Consider the following 19,313-nt stretch of genomic DNA (forward strand, 5'->3'; position numbering starts at 1 on the left):
GATACATTAAATTGAAAATCTTTTTATTGACATAGGCACTCAACATATAGTGAAATGGGCAAATAAGGAAATTTAACAAAATAATTCCTAACTTAGTTAATCTGAAAAACATCCTCTCATGCTACACAAACTCAACCTGGAACACGTTCTCTTTCTGGATATTGAAACGGTTCCTGAAGCTGAAAGTTTTAACGACTTGTCTACCGTCAAGCAAAAACTCTACGCAGACAAAACCCAATACCAGCGAAAAGAAGACTTTACTCCAGAAGAATTTTACGACCGAGCTGGCATTTGGGCCGAGTTTGGAAAAATTGTATGTATTTCTGTCGGTTACTTCAATTTTAAGGGCAGCGAACGAAAATTCAGAACTACCAGTTTCTATGGGGAAGAAGCCGATTTATTAAAACGTTTCAAACATCTTTTGGAAGACTACTTCAGCTTACCTCATCACCTCATGTGTGGCCACAATGCCAAGGAATTTGACTTCCCTTATATCGCCAGACGTATGTTGATTCTTGGCATCTCACTTCCCGAAAAGCTTCAGTTGTTTGGCAAGAAACCCTGGGAGATCCCGCATTTAGATACTTTAGAATTGTGGAAATTTGGGGATTACAAACACTATACCTCTTTAAAATTACTCACCGAACTTTTCAATATCCCATCCCCAAAAGATGATATTGATGGCAGCCAGGTACGAGATGTGTTTTATAAAGAAAAAGACCTGGACAGGATTGTAACTTACTGCGAAAAAGACGTTATTGCTGTGGCGCAGTTAATTTTAAAACTCCGCCAAGAAGAACTTTTGGAAGATCACGAACTCATATCTGTCTAATGCTTAACGTCAAACAGCTTAACATAAACTTTGGAGAACAACAGGTCATCAAGAATATCAGCTTTGACTTGCAGCCCAATGAGATTTTAGGAATTGTGGGCGAATCCGGTTCGGGGAAGTCGGTGTCTACCTTATCCATTTTAGGCTTACTAGGCTCTAAGGCAAAAGTAGATGGCAGCATTTTATTTCAAAAGCAAGACTTGATCACATACAGTAATCAGCAATTTCAAAACCTAAGAGGAAATGACATCTCCATGATTTTCCAGGAACCCATGAGTTCTCTAAATCCTTCAATGCGCTGCGGGAAGCAGGTGGCAGAAGTCTTGATTCGGCATAAGCAACTTTCAAAAACTAAAGCAAAAAAAGAGGTACTTAACCTCTTTGAAAAAGTAAAATTACCTCGACCAGAAGCGATATTTAAAAGTTATCCTCATGAAATCAGCGGCGGACAAAAGCAAAGGGTGATGATCGCTATGGCCATTGCCTGCAAGCCCAAAATTTTAATTGCCGACGAGCCTACCACAGCACTAGACGTCACAGTCCAAAAAGAGATTTTAAAATTGCTGAAATCACTCCAGCAAGAAACCCAAATGAGTATCATTTTCATTTCTCACGATCTGGCGCTGGTCTCTGAAATTGCAGACCGGGTGGCCGTCATGTATCAGGGGGAGATTGTAGAACAGGACGACGTGGCTAGTATTTTCAAAAATGCCAAACATCAATATACCAAAGCTCTCCTGGCTTCAAAACCTTCTACAAATCACCGTCTTAAAGCCTTGCCTACCGTTAAAGACTATATACTGGAGACTCCAAAAGCTGCCGTGGAAACTTCAGAAGAAAGGAAAAAAAGACATGAATCAATTTATTCTCACCCCCCTTTACTGGAGGTCAAAAACATCAGGAAAACCTTTATTTCTAATGACGGATGTTTTTCAAAACCAGAAAAAGTAAACGCCGTTGACGATGTCAGTTTTAAAATATATGAAGGCGAAACCTTGGGTCTAGTTGGTGAATCTGGCTGTGGAAAATCAACGCTGGGGAATGCCATACTTCGACTTGATGATCCTACTGAAGGTGATATTTTGTATCAGGGCAAATCCATAACCAACTTAAAAGGCGAAGCTTTACGCCAACTTCGAAAAGACATTCAGCTGATTTTCCAGGATCCGTTTTCAAGTTTAAACCCCAGGCTTTCGGTAGGCAAAGCCATCATGGAACCTATGAAAGTGCATGGTTTATATGGGGATGCAGAATCCAGGAAACAAAAAACAATTCAATTGTTGGAGCGGGTGGGCTTATCTGAGGAGCATTTTGACAGATATCCCCATGAGTTTAGCGGCGGCCAGCGACAGCGTATCGGCATTGCCAGAACCATCGCCGTAGAGCCCAAATTGATCATCTGCGACGAATCGGTGTCAGCGTTGGATATTTCAGTTCAAGCTCAGGTCTTGAATTTACTCAACGAACTTAAAACTGATTTTGGCTTCACCTATATCTTTATTTCGCATGATTTGGCCGTCGTCAAATACATGGCAGATCAGTTGCTTGTGATGCACGAGGGAAAGATCGTAGAACAAGGGGAGGCTAATGAGGTCTATGCGCATCCTCAAAAAGCCTATACACAACAGTTAATTGAAGCTATACCGAAGGGTATTTAATTACATCTTAATACCAAAGTTTTCCTTAGTCTTTCCCTATTTTTGCTCATGAACTTTCAAGACCATCTCCGTAAAATTATTCACGTGGATATGGACGCTTTTTATGCGTCTGTAGAACAACTGGATGATCCAAGTTTACGGGATAAGGCATTGGCCGTGGGAGGGAGTTCTAAACGCGGTGTAGTGGCTGCTGCTAGCTATGAAGCGAGAAAATACGGTGTGAAAAGCGCCATGAGCGGTCGACAAGCGGCAAGATTGTGCCCACACCTGATATTTGTAAGACCTCGCTTTGAGCGTTATAAAGAAATCTCTCAACGCATCCGAAAAGTTTTTTTTGAGTACACCGACCTGGTTGAACCCCTTTCTCTGGATGAAGCCTATCTGGACGTCACCGTCAATAAATTTGATTTTCCCAGCGCCACGATTTTAGCAAGAGAGATCAGAGAGAAAATTAAATCTAAAACGGGGCTGAATGCTTCTGCAGGTATCTCCATCAATAAATTTATTGCCAAAATAGCCAGCGATATCAATAAACCGAATGGTCAGAAAACCATTCCACCAGAAGAGGTAATCTATTTTTTAGAACAATTGGATATCAGAAAATTTTACGGTGTTGGAAAAGTGACTCAGGATAAAATGTACCGATTGGGTATTTTCACAGGCGCCGATCTAAAGCTTAAACCTCTTGATTATCTACAGGAACATTTCGGAAAAAGCGGCTCGCACTACTACAATGTGGTTCGCGGTATTCATCTTAGCGAAGTCAAGCCCAGCAGAATTCGTAAATCTCTTGGCGCCGAACGTACCTTTTCTGAAAATATTTCTTCGGAAATCTACATGCTCGAAAAACTGGAAGACATAGCAGACGAAGTTGAAAAAAGATTAAAAAGCAGCAAAGTAGCAGGGAAGACCATCACCTTAAAATTAAAGTATAGTGATTTCAGTATCCAAACCCGAAGCAAAACTTTAAAGCTATTTATCGCTTCCAAAGCCTTGATTATGGAAGAAACTAAAGCTTTATTGTATCAGGAACCCATCAAAGATTCCATTCGATTATTGGGAATTTCGCTTTCCAACCTCAACACCGAAGGATCTAAAACCATCAAAGCGACTTCTATTCCGAAAGAAGAGCAGTTAAAATTACCATTTTAAAAAAACAACATCCACACAGCCATCACCAGCATGATCGTGTTTTCAATAAAGGTAGCTTCAGTCATCGGTAGATTAAGCGCTGTCCCAAGACAGGCACATTTAATCACTTTTTTGGAGAATAAGGAGCGTGTTACTCCAATGCTCGTGATTCCCAAGATTACAATTGTAGCGACCAAAGCCACGTCAATTTCAAACCTTAAAAGAAACATCAAGCCCAGGGCCGTTTCTATAAAAGGATACGCCCAGCCGTAAGCAGGCAAAACTTTGGCTAACGGATCGTACATTCTAAATGAGTCTGGAAATCCTTTATAATCAAGAAATTTGAAGAAACTAAAAACAATATAAAACAGGCCCATAAAATCAAACATAAACGAATCCAATTCCCAAGAAGTGGAATTCAATAGCACTGAAGCCCCTGTGATATATCCAAAGATTAGAAACAAGGGGAAAAGTTGTTGAAACTTAGACTGTTCTTGAAGATTTGCACTCGAAGTATCTTTAAAATCAGATTTTTTGGAGATCTGATATTTCTTTGAAATAGCTTCTTGGAGGGTAGATACTTCTATATGCTGTTCCATGTCAATTTCAGCTTCCTCAGCTTCTAGATTAACAGAAGCGGACTTAACGTGTTCTAGATGTTCTAGCCCTTCTTTTACGCTTGCTTTACAATATTGGCAGGTCATGCCAGTCACTTTATAGGTGTGTGTCATTATGCTATCTTTAAATTATGATATAAAGTTAATCATTGAATCGAGTCTATAGTGCTTCCACAGGTCAACATAGAGGCTCCATAATAGGGATTTTCAATCTCTTTGGTAAAGCTTAGCCAAGACGCTCCTTCACTATTATTAGCCATAGGGCAACGCTGTACATAAAGTAACTGATCAGTTGGGTTTGAAGATTTTGCTATCGCAATGATATCTTCTGAAAGGACTAGAAACTCTTCTCTTAGTTCGTCTATGGATTTAATTTTATCTGCATTCTGAAGCTTTCTCAGCTTCAGCTTAGAAAAAGAAGTCGCCAATTTTTTATAATTGATTTTGGCATCTTCGAAATTATCTGAAGATAAAGCAGTTTTAAGTTGCCTATAATCGGATAAAAGCTGAGCAATAGCTTTCGGATTTAAGTTTATCTCTTCTTCAACAGAGAACTTTGGCTTTGGCTTTTCTGTTTTTGGGTCCATCATGCTAGTCTTATCGGCAAGTTGTGCTTCAGAATCAATACTAAAAGCCCCTTGAGTAACCACCTCATCTCCTACTTGCAATCCTGATAAAATTTCAATATTGTCTCCTGAGGTTTGTCCTATTTCAACTGTCGTTAGTTTGAAATAAACACCGTTTTCGTTTTCCAATTGCTTGTAAACTATAGAGCGTTTACCTGTCCAAAGCACTGAAGATTTGGGGACATATAAAGGAGTTTCGTTTTTTGTGTTTGTAACGTTAGTACTAACTACTCCTGTGACAAAAACGCCAGGCTTCCATCTCAAATTAGGATTTTGGACCACAACCCTTACTTTGGCAGATCGCTCTTCTGTATTGAAAATAGGTGAAATAAAATCCACTTTACCTGTCACCGCTGCTCCTCCTATATTCATGCTCATTTCATCACCAACTTTAATGAGGTTTAGGTCTTGCTCATAAACATCAAACATCGCCCAAAGCGTGGACAAATCTGTAATTTCCATAAGTGCTTGTCCAGCTTTCACTTGGTCGCCCTGAGCTACCATTAGTTGTGTAACATTCCCTGTTTGCTGAGCTCTCAATGATATTGTTGAAGACTTAGACTTGTTTTGAATGTCTTGTAAACTCAGTTCTAGATTCTCAATTTTTTGAACCACACTTTGCATTATGCTTTCGTTATCCGTGCGTTTCGCTAAAGCGTATTCATCTTTCAAAACTTGAATAGTGGAAGAATACAATTCAGCAACTACTTGATTGTTTTGAACGGTTTCCCCTTCAAAATTTATGTTTAGCTGCTCAATTCTACCATCAAAATTTGTGGTTAAACTCGTTTTACTTTTTTCATTAATGTCTAGTTGACCAGAAAGTTCTAAGTTTGAAGTGGTCCTTTTCCCATCGCCAACCAGCGTTGTTTCTATTTTAGCCAGAGCCCTTGCAGACTTAGTCATTCGGATAGCATCTGGATCTACCGTTTCCTCTAGGGTGTTGGCAGGAATCAAGTCCATCCCACAGATAGGACAATCGCCTGGTTTGCTGTTACGGATTTGTGGGTGCATAGAGCAAGTCCAAACCGAAGATTCTGTTTCTGCGGAATGATTATGATCCTCCGCATTCTCTTCAGAAGAAAATAGGCTAGCTCCAATGAAAATACCAAGAACTAAAACCAGTCCGGCGATTAAGTACGTTTTAAATTTAGTGTTCATTATTGAAATATGTTCGTTAATAATTAAATATGTATTGGACTTGAATTCCAACCAACAGCCAAATAAAGCTTATGAAGGCGAGGTATTTTAAAGCTTTTTCTAAAAGCAAAATTCCACCACCATATTCACCCAAAACAAATTGCCAGCCTAAAAACATAGAGATGACAATTCCGAGTACTATGACCAAGTTTGTGGAAGCCAACAAAAACGCCATTGAGGATACAAAACTAGCTCCTTTTTTGAAAGAGATATCGCTGCTCATAAGTCTGAGTTTGAAGTTAAGTAGATTAAAGTTTCATCGGTTTTTTGAAGATCGGCCAACGTTTTGGCCCGTTGTTTCTCATAGAGTAAACGCTCTTCTTGCAAGCGCAAAACTTCTTCTATTCCCATGCTAGCATTGGCTAATGCGGTTTCAGAAAGTTGAAGGATATCTTTTAAGCTCAATAGCTGCTTATCGTATAAGCTAAGTAGACTAAAAAGTTCATCTTGTTTATAAAGAGCAACTTGAATTTCGGTTTCCAAACGCGACTCTTCGTTTTCCAATTGGAATTCAATAGATTCTCCTTGAAGTGAAACTGCCTTTTTTCTAGATTTATTCTTCTTCCCAAAGATAGGTAAGCTCACCGATAACATAGGCATAATCGCATCTTGACCAGCCTCTGCATTTTGAACATTTCGGTCTTGGATAATAGCATAATCCAATCCTAAACCAAACTGTGGCATCGCTTCTTTTTTGGCCAAATCGCTTTCTGCCTCATTGGAGGCTTTCAATTTGCGAATCGCTTCTAGTCTAGGGTGATTTCTAACCATAGAATCTATTTCAATCGATTCATTTTGTTCCAGAATCTGCTTTGGGTTTAGAATATGGACAGGAGTGTTCAACTGCCTATCTATCAATTGATTGATTTGGGTGACAAAAGCTTGGTCTTGGTCTTTTAAAACTTGAATTGTACTCAATTGTTTATCCATTTCCAGATCTACTCTCAAAATATCAACCAACCTGGCTTTATTATTTTTGTAGTTAGATTCTACTATAGCTTTCAGATTTTCCAAAATCTCAAGTTGTTTAGTTTCAAGTTCTGTGATATACCTTAAGGCCAAAAGATCGTAATACTTCTGAGCAACATTAAGAAATAACTTCAATTTTTGATCTTGAAATTTTTCAAATTCAGCTTCAGCTCTAAACGCAGCAATGTTACCTTTAGCTTTATAGGTTCCAAACCATGGTAGCTTTTGAGTCAACGAAAATCTTGCAATCTGAGGACCAACTCGGGTTTCTATTGGACTTATAAAATATCCAAAACTCAAGTTGGGATCTTGCCAAGATTTGGCTTCTGTGATATCTTCAAGTTGTGCTTCAAAACGTTTGAATTGTGCTTTCAATTCCAAATTGTTTTCAGCCGCTCGGTGTTGTAAGTCTTCGAGGCTTTGACTAAAAGAGGACCAGCTGAACATCAAAATACTTATAAAACAACAGACTACAGTCATCCTATGAGTGCTCTTGAAATTGTGATGTAAGGGGTGTAAAATAGATTTCATGAGTTTAAGATTGAGTGGTGTTCATCGTTTTCTTATAAAAAAGGTAGAATAAAATAGGCAACAAAAAGTAGGTTAAACTTGCCATCAACATTCCACCAAAAGCAGGAATCGCCATAGGTACCATGATATCCGATCCTTTTCCAGTGGAAGATAACACAGGCAACAGAGCGATAATAGTTGTAATGGAAGTCATCACGGCTGGACGAATTCGCTTTTGCCCACCTTCCATAACGGCGGTTTTCAATTCTGAAATTGTCTTCGTTGGATTATCTTTTAGTGATTGTTTTAAATATGTAGCCATCAATACGGCATCGTCTGTGGCAATACCAAAGAGGGCAATGAATCCAACCCATACGGCAACACTCGAGTTGATAGTCTTCAACTGAAAAACATCTCTTAAGTTTTCTCCAAAAACACTGAAATTTAAAAACCAGCCTTGCCCATAGCACCAGATTAAAATAAAACCTCCACTGAAGGCTAGCGCTATGGAAGAAAATATCATAGCACTTATACTCACTGATTTGAACTGGAAATAAAGGATTAAGAAAATGACCAGCAACACCAGTGGTAAAATAATAGATAAGCGTTTTTCTGACCGTACTTGATTTTCAAAATTTCCTGCAAAGCGATAACTGATTCCAGAAGGGACAATTAAGTTTCCGTTTTCTATTTCAGTAGTGATAAGAGCTTTAGAGTCTACAACTGCAGTGACTTCAGCAATTCCCTCAGCTTTATCAAAAAGAACATAGCCCGTTAAAAATGTATTTTCACTTTTGATGTTTTGAGGACCTCTAGCATACTCGATATCTACAATCTCCCCAATCGGGATTTGAGTCCCATTGGATGTAGAAATCAACATCGTTTTAAGAGTTTCTGGTGAATTTCTCAATTCCCGTGGATATCTTACCCTAACCCCATAGCGCTCTCTGCCATCAATCAGCTCTGTAAGTGGCATCCCTCCAACAGCTACGGAAATAAAGTTTTGGACCTCATCTACACTCAGCCCATATTTTGCCAGGTTTTGACGCTTTAAGACGATGTTCAAATAAGGTTTACCAACAATTCTATCGGCAAAAACAGCTTCAGTTTTGACGGTTTCAACCTGTTTTAAGATCTCTTCTAGTCGAAGTCCGAAAGCTTCAATCGTTTTTAAGTCTGGTCCAGACACCTTTATTCCCATTGGAGCACGCATTCCCGTTTGTAACATAATTTGCCTTGTTTCTATAGGCTGAAGCTGAGGTGCAGAAGTTACTCCGGGGATTTTAGTCACTTTCGAAATTTCATCCCAAATATCATCTTTAGATTGAATGTGCTTTCTCCAGTTTCTGAAATAACGCCCGCCTGCATCTTGAATTAAGTAACGTTGAAAATGATTATCGACCTCGTAGAATAACTCATCGTTCACCTTGTCTGGCAAAACTTCGCCATCTGCATCTACAAACCTGAAGGTTTCGTTATCAAAATACAATGAAGTTAAGTCTGAAAACTTGGATGTATAAAGTGTTTCAGAAATTTGATAGTGTCCATTTTCATTCACACGATAACCAACGCGTTTACCATTCTCATCCAAGGCAAATTCTGACTTATAGGTGATGAGATTTTCGAACATAGAAATTGGCGCAGGATCTATAGCAGACTCGACTCGACCTAATTTACCAACAACGGTTTTCACTTCTGGAATCTGACTTACCAACACATCCATTTGTTGAAGTTTTTCTTTGTTAAAAGAAATTCCAGAGTGTGCCATGCTGGTGGGCATCAGGATAAAACTTCCTTCGTCGAGACTGGGCATAAACTCTTTTCCAATGCCAGGAAAAGTTCTCTCTAAGCCTTTCCAAACTTGGGTTTTTTCAACAGAAAACCCTATGGAATTGGAAAGGGGTTGAGACCATCCAAATACACTTGAAAATCCTTGCCACATTAAAACAGCTACCAGCAGGAATAGAGCTACTAAGGCTAGAAAGCCTTTCATTCTGGCCATAAAGAAATTCAAAATATCTAGGTAGTATTTTTGTAAAATGAGATAAAAGCCTAAAATGACACCTAGTAAAACCCCTACAAAAAGAAAATTACTAATTATAGAATTTGCTGGACCTAGTGGAGACCAAAGCTTAGCTAAGCCTATCAAAAACCCTAGGATAATGACAAAATAATGCAGGTATTTGAGGGCTTTCAAATCGCGATGGGCATTTTTGGATACCCAAAAACTCAGGGCATAGAAAATAATAAAAATCCCTAACCAAAATGAATAAAAAACAGCCCATACTCCCAATAAAACAAGAAGGGCGTTTAAAGACCAAGACAATTTTGATCTGTTCAATTTTATTTTAAAAATAAAATACATCAAACTCGGTAAAATCAATACAGTCACCAAAAAAGCCGAAGCAAGAGCAAAAGTTTTAGTGTAAGCCAAAGGGATAAAGAGTTTTCCTTCTGCAGCTTCTAAACTAAACACAGGAACAAAACTTACAATGGTAGTTAGCACAGCAGTTAAAATGGCAGAACTCACTTCTGAAGAACCATCGAAGATGTTTTTAAGTAGATCGCGATTCGGATGGTCTTCAAATTTTTTGACCACGTTTTCTGTTAGGATCACCGCAAGATCGATCATGGTTCCTATGGCAATAGCAATTCCCGAAAGGGCAACGATATTGGCTTGTATATTGAAAATCTTCATCGCTATAAAAACCAGCAAAACCGATATGGGTAAGACGGATGAGATCACTAAAGACGTCCTCAGATTGAAGATGATAATAATAACCACCAATATGGCGATAATCAACTGTAAAGTGATGGCTTCCTCTAAAGTGCCAATGGTTTCGTTGATTAATTCTGAACGGTCATAAAAGGGAATGATTTTGAGTTTACTTTCTGTACCGTCTTCCAAGATTTTAGTTGGCAAGCCAGGGGAGACTTCTTCTATTTTATCTTTAATATTTTGAATGGCTTCCATGGGGTTGTACCCATCTCGAGCAACAACCACACCTCCAACAACCTCAGCTCCCGCTTTGTCCAGAATCCCCCTTCGCTGGGCTGGTCCAAGGTTAACTTTCGCAATATCTTTGATATAGACAGGAACATTATTTACCTCATCCACCATCGTATTTTCAATATCTTTTAAGCTTTCGAGATCTCCTAGGCTTCGGATAATATATTCAACCTGATTGATCTCTAAAGTTTTGGCTCCCACATCTTGATTGCTAGACTTTACAGCATTAGCAACCTGCATGAGTGAAATACCGTAAGATCGTAAAGCCTCCGGATTCACATTTATTTGGTACTCTTTCACATACCCGCCGATGGAAGCAACTTCAGAAATTCCTTTGGCACTACTCAAGCTGTACTTGACAAAATAATCTTGAATACTTCTTAGCTCTTGTAAACTCCACCCTCCTGTTGGATCATTATTTTTATCTCGCCCCTCAATAGTATACCAATACACTTGGCCCAAAGCAGTGGCGTCTGGACCTAAGGTGGGTTTCACATCTGGAGGCAATAAATCTTTTGGAACGGCACTCAGTTTTTCTACAATTCTAGATCTAGACCAATAGAACTCGGTGTCCTCTTCGAAGATGATATAGATACTAGAAAATCCAAACATAGAAGAGCTTCTCACCGTCTCTACGCCTGGCAAACCAAGTAGGTATGTGGTAAGCGGATAGCCAATTTGATCTTCAATATCTTGTGGAGATCGCCCTGGCCATTCTGTAAAGACAATCTGTTGATTTGCTCCCGTGTTGGGAATCGCATCTACAGGAATAGGATTTTTTGGTAAAAAAGAAAGATTCCATTGAAAGGGAGAAACTATTAATCCTCCTAGGACAATCGTGGAAAGTAGAATAAACGACAATAGCCGTTGATTCAAAAAAAACTTTATAATGGTATTCAGCATAAGAATATGATATTAAAACAGTTACAACATGTTTTACTTTTATTCTGAAGTTGATTCAGTTAAAGTAAATGCGGTAAGTTTTAATAATCAAATAAGGAAAACCTGGTTAAGCAGCTGAAGGTCTAACGAATATTGGGGGGGATTGTAAAATTGAAATTCATCAATTTGCTTTTCAAAAACATCTAAATCGCAGAAGTAAATTAAACTGAAAACAGTAAATTCTAAAGGAATATCCAAATCAAATTCAGCTTTAGAAAATTGGAGGATATCTTGCCCCTCAATAGTTTCAACCTCGTTATCACAACAACTAGACTCCTTTTCTGAAGGCATATGTTGGTGCATTTCACAAGTTTGTGCTTTAGATAAAATAGCTTTATCTACTAAAATATTACCACAGTAATGAGCATCGATGGTAAATGACATCGTGGAGACTAGCACCAGAAGGGCTATAACAATTGATCCTATTTTAGAAATTAATGATCTCATAATTCAAAAGTAGTTATTTTTATGAATTAATCTTTTTCTTTAACACTATACTTTTGATAGTAAAAGGCTGGTAATAATACAAATATAGGTTGGATTAAAAAACGCCTGATGTAAAAAATAGTTAGAAAGTTTTCTCTTTCCATATCATTTATAAAGAACCAAAACAAGAGCGTCAAAATCAAATAGGCCAAAGCATAAAATACCGCTGCAAACAGTATGGTTTTTCTATAAGGAAAAACAATCCCAATAATTGCTATAGAGATTATAGAATTGAGTAAGAATCTCCAACTTGTTGAGCCAAGTACTTGCATAACATCAAAATCTGGCGCTTGAGCATAACTAAACTCTGAGCTGTAAAATTCCAATAAGGGGTCGGAAAAGAGTTCATGCTCATAGAACCGAATTAACACAAGCCCTAAAAGCAAAATCCCGATTAAGCCAATTTTTAAGACTTTATTCATCAACAGACTTTACTTTAGGTTTATAATTTTTGATCCATACAATCCAAAGCAAAAATACCAATCCATAGATAAAGGCTGGAAATAAAGTCCCGTGCATAAATTCTTGGTAGTCTGGTATCTCATAAATTCCAATTGTAAGCAAGGCTATACGAAGGACATTCAGCGAATAAATGATAACGCTCCCCGCAAAAATGAATAGAACTGTAGACCTGAAGTCCTTTTTAAATGCTAAAATGAAGGATAAAAAGAGGATGATGACACTTACAGCATTACAGCCTTCTATAACTCTAACCAAGTAATCCCCGTTTATACCAATTCGCATAGAAGGATCGTAATGACTGGGAATACTATTGGTTTCATATCCAAAAAAGCTGATTAAACTTTCTGTCTGTAAAGCGACCATATGAGTAATAATTTCCGGAAAATAAGGTTGCTCTGGAGCGTAATCTAGATACAACTGATAGGCTATGGTTAGCAGAATATAAGTGCCAAAGAAAACGCCAAGGAACTTAATAACCGCTTTATTTTTTTTAAAAATTTCCAAATTATTGTCTTTATAGCAACTTCCTAATTGAAACTTAATTGAGAAGAAATCCTTCGCTAATATTTAACAAATTTATAGAAAATACGTCGTCTCTAATGCTTTTGGAATAAATACTTTTGTTCCAAAATATAATATGATGAGTTTAGAAGATCTTAAACCAGCCGTTGAAAAATTAATTTCCCAAGAAAATCTGGATATTAACCATAGACTTACAGAGGTTTGTGACTTGCTACAGACTAAAGTTGACACTTACGATTGGGTTGGTTTTTACTTCAAAAATGGTGATAAAAGAGAGCTTATCTTAAAGGCTTTTGCAGGAGAGCCGACTGACCATACTATTATTCCTTTTGGAAAAGGAATCTGCGGACAGGTGGCAGAATCCAATAAAAACTTTGTAGTCGATGATGTAACCGCCCAGGATAATTACATTGCCTGTAGCATCAACGTGAAGTCTGAGGTCGTCGTTCCTTTATTTGTAAATGGAGAAAATATTGGTCAGATTGATATTGATTCTCACACCAAAAATGCATTTACAAAATCAGACGAGGATTTTTTGACTTGGGTAAATGCACGAGTGAGTCAACAACTCGAGACTTAATTAAATAACATTTTTCTGACGTTCTGCTTCGGTTAGTGGAATAAATTCAGGCACCAGTTTTTTAAGAACCTCAATAGATTTCAATACATTATTGTTTGAAATCTGATTTTGTAGATTATTAAGCAAAATCAATTTTTCGCTGTCAAAATCATAACTTGCTTTAGCAATCAATATTTTCTGGTGATGGGTAGGAAGTGTATTCTCTTTGTCGGCCAGCAATTCTTCATAAAGCTTCTCCCCAGGCCTTAATCCCGTGTAAACAATGTCTATGTCTTCATAAGGGATAAATCCAGATAGTCGAATCATTTGCTTTGCCAGATCGATAATTTTAACTGGCTTACCCATATCAAAAACGTAAATTTCGCCTCCATTCCCCATGGCTCCAGCCTCCAAAACTAGCTGGCATGCTTCATCAATCGTCATAAAATACCTTGTGATGTCTGGATGAGTGACCGTCACGGGACCGAGATTTTCTATTTGTTCTTTGAAATGCGGAATCACAGAACCATTGGAGCCTAAAACGTTTCCAAATCTTGTGGTAATAAATCGTGTTACAATTGATTTGTCTCTGGCAACAGATTGCAGGTATATTTCGGCACTACGTTTGGAAGCTCCCATAATGTTGGTTGGGTTGACAGCTTTGTCGGTCGAAACAAAAACAAAACGTGATACTTTATATTGAATAGCAAGGTCAGTAAGATTTTTGGTTCCTGTAAAATTCACATCTAAAGCTTCGATTGGGTTGGCCTCCATCATAGGGACATGCTTGTAGGCCGCTCCATGAAAAACAATTTCGGGTTGGAAATAATCAAAAATTGACTCTAAACGTTTAAAACTTCTAACGTTTGCTATGATTTTTTCAAAATGAAGGTTGGGATGAGTGGACTCCATTTCCAGACTCATATGATGCAATGGTGTTTCTGCCTGGTCGAGCATGAGAATAGATTTAGGCTTGAAGCGAATAAGTTGCCTTACTATATCGCTACCTATAGAACCTGCAGCTCCAGTCACCAAAATCACTTTACCTTCATAGATTGACCTGAGTTTATCTCGCTGTAATTTTATGGGAGTTCTTTGAAGAAGATCTTCTAAATTGACTTTTTTGATTTCAGAAGAAATAGACTCACCGCTCCAATCCTGTAATTCTGGAAGTTTATAAATTTTAAGATTTAGTTCCAATAGTTGATTCAGAATATCAGAATCTGCGGTTGCTAATTCTCTCAATTTTTGGCTTGAAACAATGACAGACGTTCCCCCTCGTATTTTTTTGTGTTTTAATTGATCAAGATTGACAATCGGTAAAGTAAGAATTCTGGTCTTTTTTAACTTATTGACTTCGCTGATGAAACCAACAATATCAAAGCTAGTCCTCGAATCTGAAATAATACTTTCTGCTATAGCAACATCGGTAAGACTTGTGCCTAGCAGATAGGCTTTGGTTGACGAAGAATCTGCGTGAATAAGCTGATAGGCTCTTTTTACTATAACTCTAAATAAAAACAACATTGAAAAAACAATAAACCCATAGATAATTGCTCCTCCATTGACTAAAATTTTTGTTTGATAAATGTTATAAACAATTTCATTGATAACGATGAGAGTCGCTACAGTTGTAATAATTGTCTGAAGTTGTTTGATAGAGTCTTTGAAGCCTGTATATCTTACGATTCCTGAGTAAGATCTAAAAATCAGAAAAAATAATATTTGTATAGTAACAAGAGAAACAAACTCCCAATTGAGGTGGATAAATTTGAGTTTTCCTTCACTTACGGACGAGATTAAAAAAAAAGTAAGTTGGGCAGATAGTATCGAAATGCATACATCTATAATTAGTATAACGGCTCTAGGCACATAATTACGCGCCATCCGTTTTAAAATTTGTAAGCTGAAGCGCTTAAAGGACAGGATAAGGTTCATTTCAATTGGTTAAGATTCAAATGCATGACAAACTTAATGATAAATTTTTCATAAGTCAGTATTGTTCTTTTCAAAAAACAATAATGAATGATAAAGAGGGTTTTAAGACTAAAAGGCTTTCTTTTAAATAAAAAAATGCGCTTATTTGTATTAAATTTGTTTAACTTAATTTAATGAAACGATTCATCCTCTTTTTTTTCTCTTTACTTCTTTTTAGTTGTTCCTCAAAAAAAGATGTAATCTATTACCAAGACATAGATAATAAAGAATTTTCTTCTTTAGAATCCATTAATTCACACCCTAGAATTCAAATCAATGATATTCTGAATATTTCAACTGCTGCTTTGAATCCAGAAAGTGTTTTACCTTTTAGTTTCAATACTGGAGAAAGTTCGTCGGTACAACCTAGACAAGTTGAGCTTTTGAAGTTGACAGGCTACCTAGTGAACAGTGATGGGGAAATCAATTTTCCTCAACTTGGCAAAATTGAAGTTGAAGGAAAAACTACTCAAGAAATCCAATCTTTACTTGAAGATAAATTATCGCTTTACATTAAAAATCCAACAGTAAATGTGAGAATTCTGAATTTTAAATTCACAATCCAAGGAGAAATAAGGCAACCCGGAACCTATGAAATAATTGAAGAAAATATGACACTTCCTCAAGCTTTAGGTCTTGCAGGAGATTTAACTATCAATGGAAGACGTGATAACATAATGATTTATAGACAAGAAGGTGGTCAACGTGAAGTGAAACGTATTGATCTTACTCAAAGTGACTGGATGAATTCTGATTATTTTTTTATAAAACCAAATGATATCATTTATGTAGAACCGAATAATCCTAAAGTAAAGTCTGCTGGGTTTGTTGGCAATGTAGGCACTTTACTTTCTGTCGTTTCTATAATCTTTTCTGCAGTCGTATTATTGGCTCGATAACCTCATTTTATGGAAAACACAAATATCAATACTAATTCCACATCAGAAGATAGCAGTGAAGACTTAAAGAAAATTGTGCTTCAGTACCTAAAGTACTGGCCATGGTTTATTATTTGTCTCGTTATTTCTGTATCGATTGCATTTATTTTTTTACGCTATTCTACCAATATCTATCAAACTAATGCACAAATAAAAATACTAAAAGATCAAAGTGGTCTTGATTTATCAGGATTAAGTGGTGGGTCGCCACTTATCGACATGAGCAAAGTCAATCTAGAAAATGAGAGAAGTGTCTTAAAGTCTAGAAGAATTGCTTCTAAAGTAGTAGACAATCTTGATCTTACAAGCAGCTATTATAAATCTGGAAATTTCAAATCATCTGAAATTTGGAAAAATGAGAAACCTTTTAAAGTAGAGTGGATAGTTAACGATTCTGTTTATGACGTTTCAACACCAAAATACACGGTAATATTTGAAACTCTTAATAAGTTTGAAATTAAAAATCCGGAGACCAATTTTTCTAATACTTATACAGTAGGCGAACCTATGAATGTGGAGGGATATCCACTCGTTCTCAATTTCAATCCGGACTACAATGGGGATATTACTAAATTGGAAGCCGTTAACTTCAACTTTAGTTTTCGGTCGGTTTCGCAAGCAGTGAGTTCATTAACTAATCAAATAAGTATAGAGCCACTAGGGGATAGAAGTGAAATTCTGAACATTTCCATTAAGGGTCAGAATAAAGCTAAAAGTGAAGATATCCTGAACTCCTTAATAGACCAATTCAATTCTGATGGAATTGATGATAACCGTTTAGTTGCTAAACGAACAGAAGAATTTGTAATTGAACGTCTGGAATATCTCGTAAGTGAATTAGATACAGTAGAAAGTGGTCTTGCTGGCTATAAAAGTGATAATGATCTTGTTCAAATTGAGAATAACGCCACCGCTCTATTCAGCAAAAGTACCGAAGCAGAATTGAGGGTTTTTGAGCTTAGCAATCAACTTGCCTTAACTCAAGATTTTAAAGAAGAACTTACAGAGCAAGATGAATATGACTTGCTTCCTGCTAGAATTAGGATAACCAACGATAACATCAACAGCTTTACTGAAACTTACAACCAGAAAATTTTAGAAAGAGATCGTTTACTTATTTCTTCTACAACAGAGAATCCAAGCGTAAAAGAGCTTGATAAGCTTATTTTGCAATTAAGAAAGAACATTCTCAATACAATCAATAACTACATCAAAAGCCTTGAATTTTCTTTGCAAGAAGTACAGCGTAGAGAAAGAGAATTTGATTCTAATATCAACAAACTACCAGAGCAAGAAAAGGAAATAAGAAATATCAAGCGTCAACAAGCCGTTAAAGAAAAACTTTACCTGTTTTTACTTCAGAAGCGAGAAGAAGCAGCGTTATCTTATGCTATAACGGCTCCTATTATTAAGGTTGTAGACTATGCGTATACTCAACCAGCGCCAGTAAGTCCTAAATCTCAAATAATTTTGCTGTCAAGTTTGGTCATTGGACTCGTTGTTCCTTTTGGAATCCTTTATATTGTATTCTTATTTGATACAAAAATTAAGACCAAGGACCAGATTAGAGCATTCTTACCAAATCTACCAATTGTAGCTGAAGTCCCTCAACACAAAGAAGAAGAGAATAAAGTTATTCTTCCAAACGACCGCTCTTCTATTGCGGAATCTTTTAGAATAATGAGAACGAACCTAAACTTCATGAGCGTCAAGAAGGGAAAGAATACACCTTCCACGTCTGAGGTTGTATATGTAACCTCGACAACCAAAGGAGAAGGAAAAACTTTTGTTGCTATCAATCTGGCCTCATCACTTGTCGCGGCGAAAAAGAAAACTTTACTTATTGGTTGTGATTTAAGAAATCCACAGATTCACAATTATTTGAATCTTAAGAAAGATCAAAATGGGGTTACAAATTTTCTTTACGACAATTCAGTTTCTATTGAAGATCTGATCATTAAAAACTCGGTAGAAAATTTAGACTTAGATGTCATCCTTTCCGGAGATATTCCCCCGAACCCTGCAGAATTGCTTATGAGTTCGCGATTTGAAGAATTGATTAATGAAGCAAAACAGAGATATGACTATGTAATTATTGATACTGCACCAACTATTTTAGTTACCGATACTATCCTTATATCAGACTACGCAGACATCACTTTATATATCACAAGGTCGGGATATACAGATACGAGACTATTACCACACATCAGAGACATTCACAACCAAAAGAAGCTTACCAATATGGGTATTGTAATCAATGGTCTGGATGAAACGGGTATAAATGCATACAATTATGGATACGGGTATGGGTATGGCGAGAAGCAACAGAAGAAAAAATCCTGGAAGTTTTGGTAATTAATATTATAAAACAAAATAGAATCAATTTTAAAGTTTTGCTATGCATCCTTAGCATGGCACTTGTATCTTGTGGAAGTTCCAAAAGAGCTAAGCAGGCTAAAATAGAAAGAGCAAATACGGTTACAAGTGTAGTGAGTTATTCCAAAACTTATCTGGGTACGCCTTATAAATATGGAGGAATGGATCCATCTGGATTGGATTGTTCTGGACTGCTCCAGCTCTCTTTTATGCGATATGGAGTTGAATTACCCAGAACGACAAGACAAATGTCTAAGGCTGGGAATAAGGTGAAGCTAAGTCAAGTGGATGTTGGAGATCTTATTTTTTTTCGAACTTCGAAAACTAGTAGAAGAATAAATCATGTAGGATTGGTCGTTAAGAAGACGAACAAAACTATAGACTTTATACACTCCAGCTCATCTCAAGGCGTGATGATCTCTTCGATCAACAACCCATACTGGCGAAAGAGCTATGTAAAAAGCAGACGGGTGATCTATTAATCTAGAATAAATA

15 protein-coding genes and 1 pseudogene are annotated in these 19,313 nt (G+C 37.1%); 7 read left to right on the forward strand and 9 right to left on the reverse strand.

All coding sequences use genetic code 11. The features are described 5' to 3' along the window. Positions 1 to 118 precede the first annotated feature (118 nt). The 3 genes from LB449_RS12565 to dinB are packed head-to-tail and all read left to right on the forward strand — an operon-like array spanning position 119 to position 3,642. Positions 119 to 832, forward strand: coding sequence for a 3'-5' exonuclease (locus LB449_RS12565; protein WP_224455475.1), 714 nt, complete (start codon positions 119 to 121; stop codon positions 830 to 832). Continuing rightward, positions 832 to 2,490 carry an ABC transporter ATP-binding protein gene (locus LB449_RS12570; protein ID WP_224455476.1) on the forward strand — a complete coding sequence of 553 codons (1,659 nt, stop codon included), beginning with the start codon at positions 832 to 834 and terminating at the stop codon, positions 2,488 to 2,490. Before LB449_RS12565 ends, LB449_RS12570 begins: the two co-directional genes overlap by 1 nt. Positions 2,491 to 2,538: 48 nt before the next feature. Further along, complete coding sequence (gene dinB / locus LB449_RS12575) at positions 2,539 to 3,642, forward strand: DNA polymerase IV (protein WP_224455477.1); 1,104 nt, start codon at positions 2,539 to 2,541, stop codon at positions 3,640 to 3,642. Here the strand turns inward: dinB and LB449_RS12580 are convergent. The 8 genes and pseudogenes from LB449_RS12580 to xrtF form a co-directional block, all read right to left on the reverse strand. Further along, on the reverse strand, positions 3,639 to 4,352 hold the full coding sequence (locus tag LB449_RS12580; RefSeq protein ID WP_224455478.1) for a heavy metal translocating P-type ATPase: 714 nt from the start codon (positions 4,350 to 4,352) through the stop codon (positions 3,639 to 3,641). The genes dinB and LB449_RS12580 overlap by 4 nt on opposite strands. A 32-nt stretch (positions 4,353 to 4,384) precedes the next feature. Further along, positions 4,385 to 6,025, reverse strand: a complete 1,641-nt coding sequence (locus LB449_RS12585; RefSeq protein ID WP_317196224.1) for an efflux RND transporter periplasmic adaptor subunit — start codon at positions 6,023 to 6,025, stop codon at positions 4,385 to 4,387. 100 nt (positions 6,026 to 6,125) lie between these two features. Beyond that, positions 6,126 to 6,275, reverse strand: a pseudogene (locus LB449_RS12595) (permease); the annotation flags it as partial. A gap of 8 nt (positions 6,276 to 6,283) precedes the next feature. Continuing rightward, positions 6,284 to 7,564, reverse strand: a complete 1,281-nt coding sequence (locus LB449_RS12600) for a TolC family protein (RefSeq protein ID WP_224455479.1) — start codon at positions 7,562 to 7,564, stop codon at positions 6,284 to 6,286. 4 nt (positions 7,565 to 7,568) lie between these two features. After that, positions 7,569 to 11,456, reverse strand: a complete 3,888-nt coding sequence (locus LB449_RS12605) for an efflux RND transporter permease subunit (RefSeq protein WP_224455480.1) — start codon at positions 11,454 to 11,456, stop codon at positions 7,569 to 7,571. Between the two features lie 87 nt (positions 11,457 to 11,543). Next, on the reverse strand, positions 11,544 to 11,942 hold the full coding sequence (locus LB449_RS12610) for an HYC_CC_PP family protein (RefSeq protein WP_224455481.1): 399 nt from the start codon (positions 11,940 to 11,942) through the stop codon (positions 11,544 to 11,546). Between the two features lie 26 nt (positions 11,943 to 11,968). Beyond that, positions 11,969 to 12,403: an exosortase F system-associated membrane protein gene (locus tag LB449_RS12615; protein ID WP_224455482.1), complete on the reverse strand. Its 435-nt coding sequence runs from the start codon at positions 12,401 to 12,403 to the stop codon at positions 11,969 to 11,971. Beyond that, a complete protein-coding gene (gene xrtF / locus LB449_RS12620; RefSeq protein WP_003443530.1) occupies positions 12,396 to 12,947 on the reverse strand; it encodes an exosortase family protein XrtF in 552 nt (183 codons plus the stop codon). The genes LB449_RS12615 and xrtF overlap by 8 nt, the downstream gene beginning before the upstream one ends. Before the next feature lie 136 nt (positions 12,948 to 13,083). Here xrtF and LB449_RS12625 point away from each other — a divergent pair, with 136 nt between their 5' ends. Beyond that, positions 13,084 to 13,545 (forward strand): GAF domain-containing protein, encoded by a 462-nt coding sequence (locus LB449_RS12625; RefSeq protein ID WP_224455483.1) that lies wholly within the window; start codon positions 13,084 to 13,086, stop codon positions 13,543 to 13,545. Here the strand turns inward: LB449_RS12625 and LB449_RS12630 are convergent, their stop codons facing one another. Next, the gene (locus tag LB449_RS12630) at positions 13,546 to 15,411 is read right to left on the reverse strand and encodes a polysaccharide biosynthesis protein (protein WP_224455484.1); all 1,866 of its coding nucleotides are present in this window, start codon (positions 15,409 to 15,411) and stop codon (positions 13,546 to 13,548) included. A gap of 224 nt (positions 15,412 to 15,635) precedes the next feature. Here LB449_RS12630 and LB449_RS12635 point away from each other — a divergent pair, with 224 nt between their 5' ends. From LB449_RS12635 to LB449_RS12645, 3 genes are read left to right on the forward strand one after another with little or no spacing between them, the layout of a single operon-like run. Next, a complete protein-coding gene (locus tag LB449_RS12635) occupies positions 15,636 to 16,400 on the forward strand; it encodes a polysaccharide biosynthesis/export family protein (RefSeq protein WP_224455485.1) in 765 nt (254 codons plus the stop codon). Between the two features lie 9 nt (positions 16,401 to 16,409). Next, positions 16,410 to 18,797: a GumC family protein gene (locus tag LB449_RS12640; protein WP_224455486.1), complete on the forward strand. Its 2,388-nt coding sequence runs from the start codon at positions 16,410 to 16,412 to the stop codon at positions 18,795 to 18,797. 56 nt (positions 18,798 to 18,853) lie between these two features. Continuing rightward, positions 18,854 to 19,300 carry a C40 family peptidase gene (locus tag LB449_RS12645; RefSeq protein WP_224455487.1) on the forward strand — a complete coding sequence of 149 codons (447 nt, stop codon included), beginning with the start codon at positions 18,854 to 18,856 and terminating at the stop codon, positions 19,298 to 19,300. Positions 19,301 to 19,313 lie beyond the last annotated feature (13 nt).

Origin of the sequence: Psychroflexus lacisalsi (assembly GCF_020164495.1) — a bacterium.
GTDB classification, from domain to species: Bacteria; Bacteroidota; Bacteroidia; order Flavobacteriales; family Flavobacteriaceae; genus Psychroflexus; species Psychroflexus lacisalsi.

Excerpts from the sequence above, each read along its gene's own strand:
- LB449_RS12565 (WP_224455475.1), top strand. The coding sequence starts at position 119 with ATGCTACACAAACTCAACCTGGAACACGTTCTCTTTCTGGATATTGAA.
- LB449_RS12570 (WP_224455476.1), top strand. The coding sequence starts at position 832 with ATGCTTAACGTCAAACAGCTTAACATAAACTTTGGAGAACAACAGGTC.
- dinB (WP_224455477.1), top strand. The coding sequence starts at position 2,539 with ATGAACTTTCAAGACCATCTCCGTAAAATTATTCACGTGGATATGGAC.
- LB449_RS12580 (WP_224455478.1), bottom strand. The coding sequence starts at position 4,352 with ATGACACACACCTATAAAGTGACTGGCATGACCTGCCAATATTGTAAA.
- LB449_RS12585 (WP_317196224.1), bottom strand. The coding sequence starts at position 6,025 with ATGAACACTAAATTTAAAACGTACTTAATCGCCGGACTGGTTTTAGTT.
- LB449_RS12600 (WP_224455479.1), bottom strand. The coding sequence starts at position 7,564 with ATGAAATCTATTTTACACCCCTTACATCACAATTTCAAGAGCACTCAT.
- LB449_RS12605 (WP_224455480.1), bottom strand. The coding sequence starts at position 11,456 with ATGCTGAATACCATTATAAAGTTTTTTTTGAATCAACGGCTATTGTCG.
- LB449_RS12610 (WP_224455481.1), bottom strand. The coding sequence starts at position 11,942 with ATGAGATCATTAATTTCTAAAATAGGATCAATTGTTATAGCCCTTCTG.
- LB449_RS12615 (WP_224455482.1), bottom strand. The coding sequence starts at position 12,403 with ATGAATAAAGTCTTAAAAATTGGCTTAATCGGGATTTTGCTTTTAGGG.
- LB449_RS12625 (WP_224455483.1), top strand. The coding sequence starts at position 13,084 with ATGAGTTTAGAAGATCTTAAACCAGCCGTTGAAAAATTAATTTCCCAA.
- LB449_RS12630 (WP_224455484.1), bottom strand. The coding sequence starts at position 15,411 with ATGGCGCGTAATTATGTGCCTAGAGCCGTTATACTAATTATAGATGTA.
- LB449_RS12635 (WP_224455485.1), top strand. The coding sequence starts at position 15,636 with ATGAAACGATTCATCCTCTTTTTTTTCTCTTTACTTCTTTTTAGTTGT.
- LB449_RS12640 (WP_224455486.1), top strand. The coding sequence starts at position 16,410 with ATGGAAAACACAAATATCAATACTAATTCCACATCAGAAGATAGCAGT.
- LB449_RS12645 (WP_224455487.1), top strand. The coding sequence starts at position 18,854 with ATGGCACTTGTATCTTGTGGAAGTTCCAAAAGAGCTAAGCAGGCTAAA.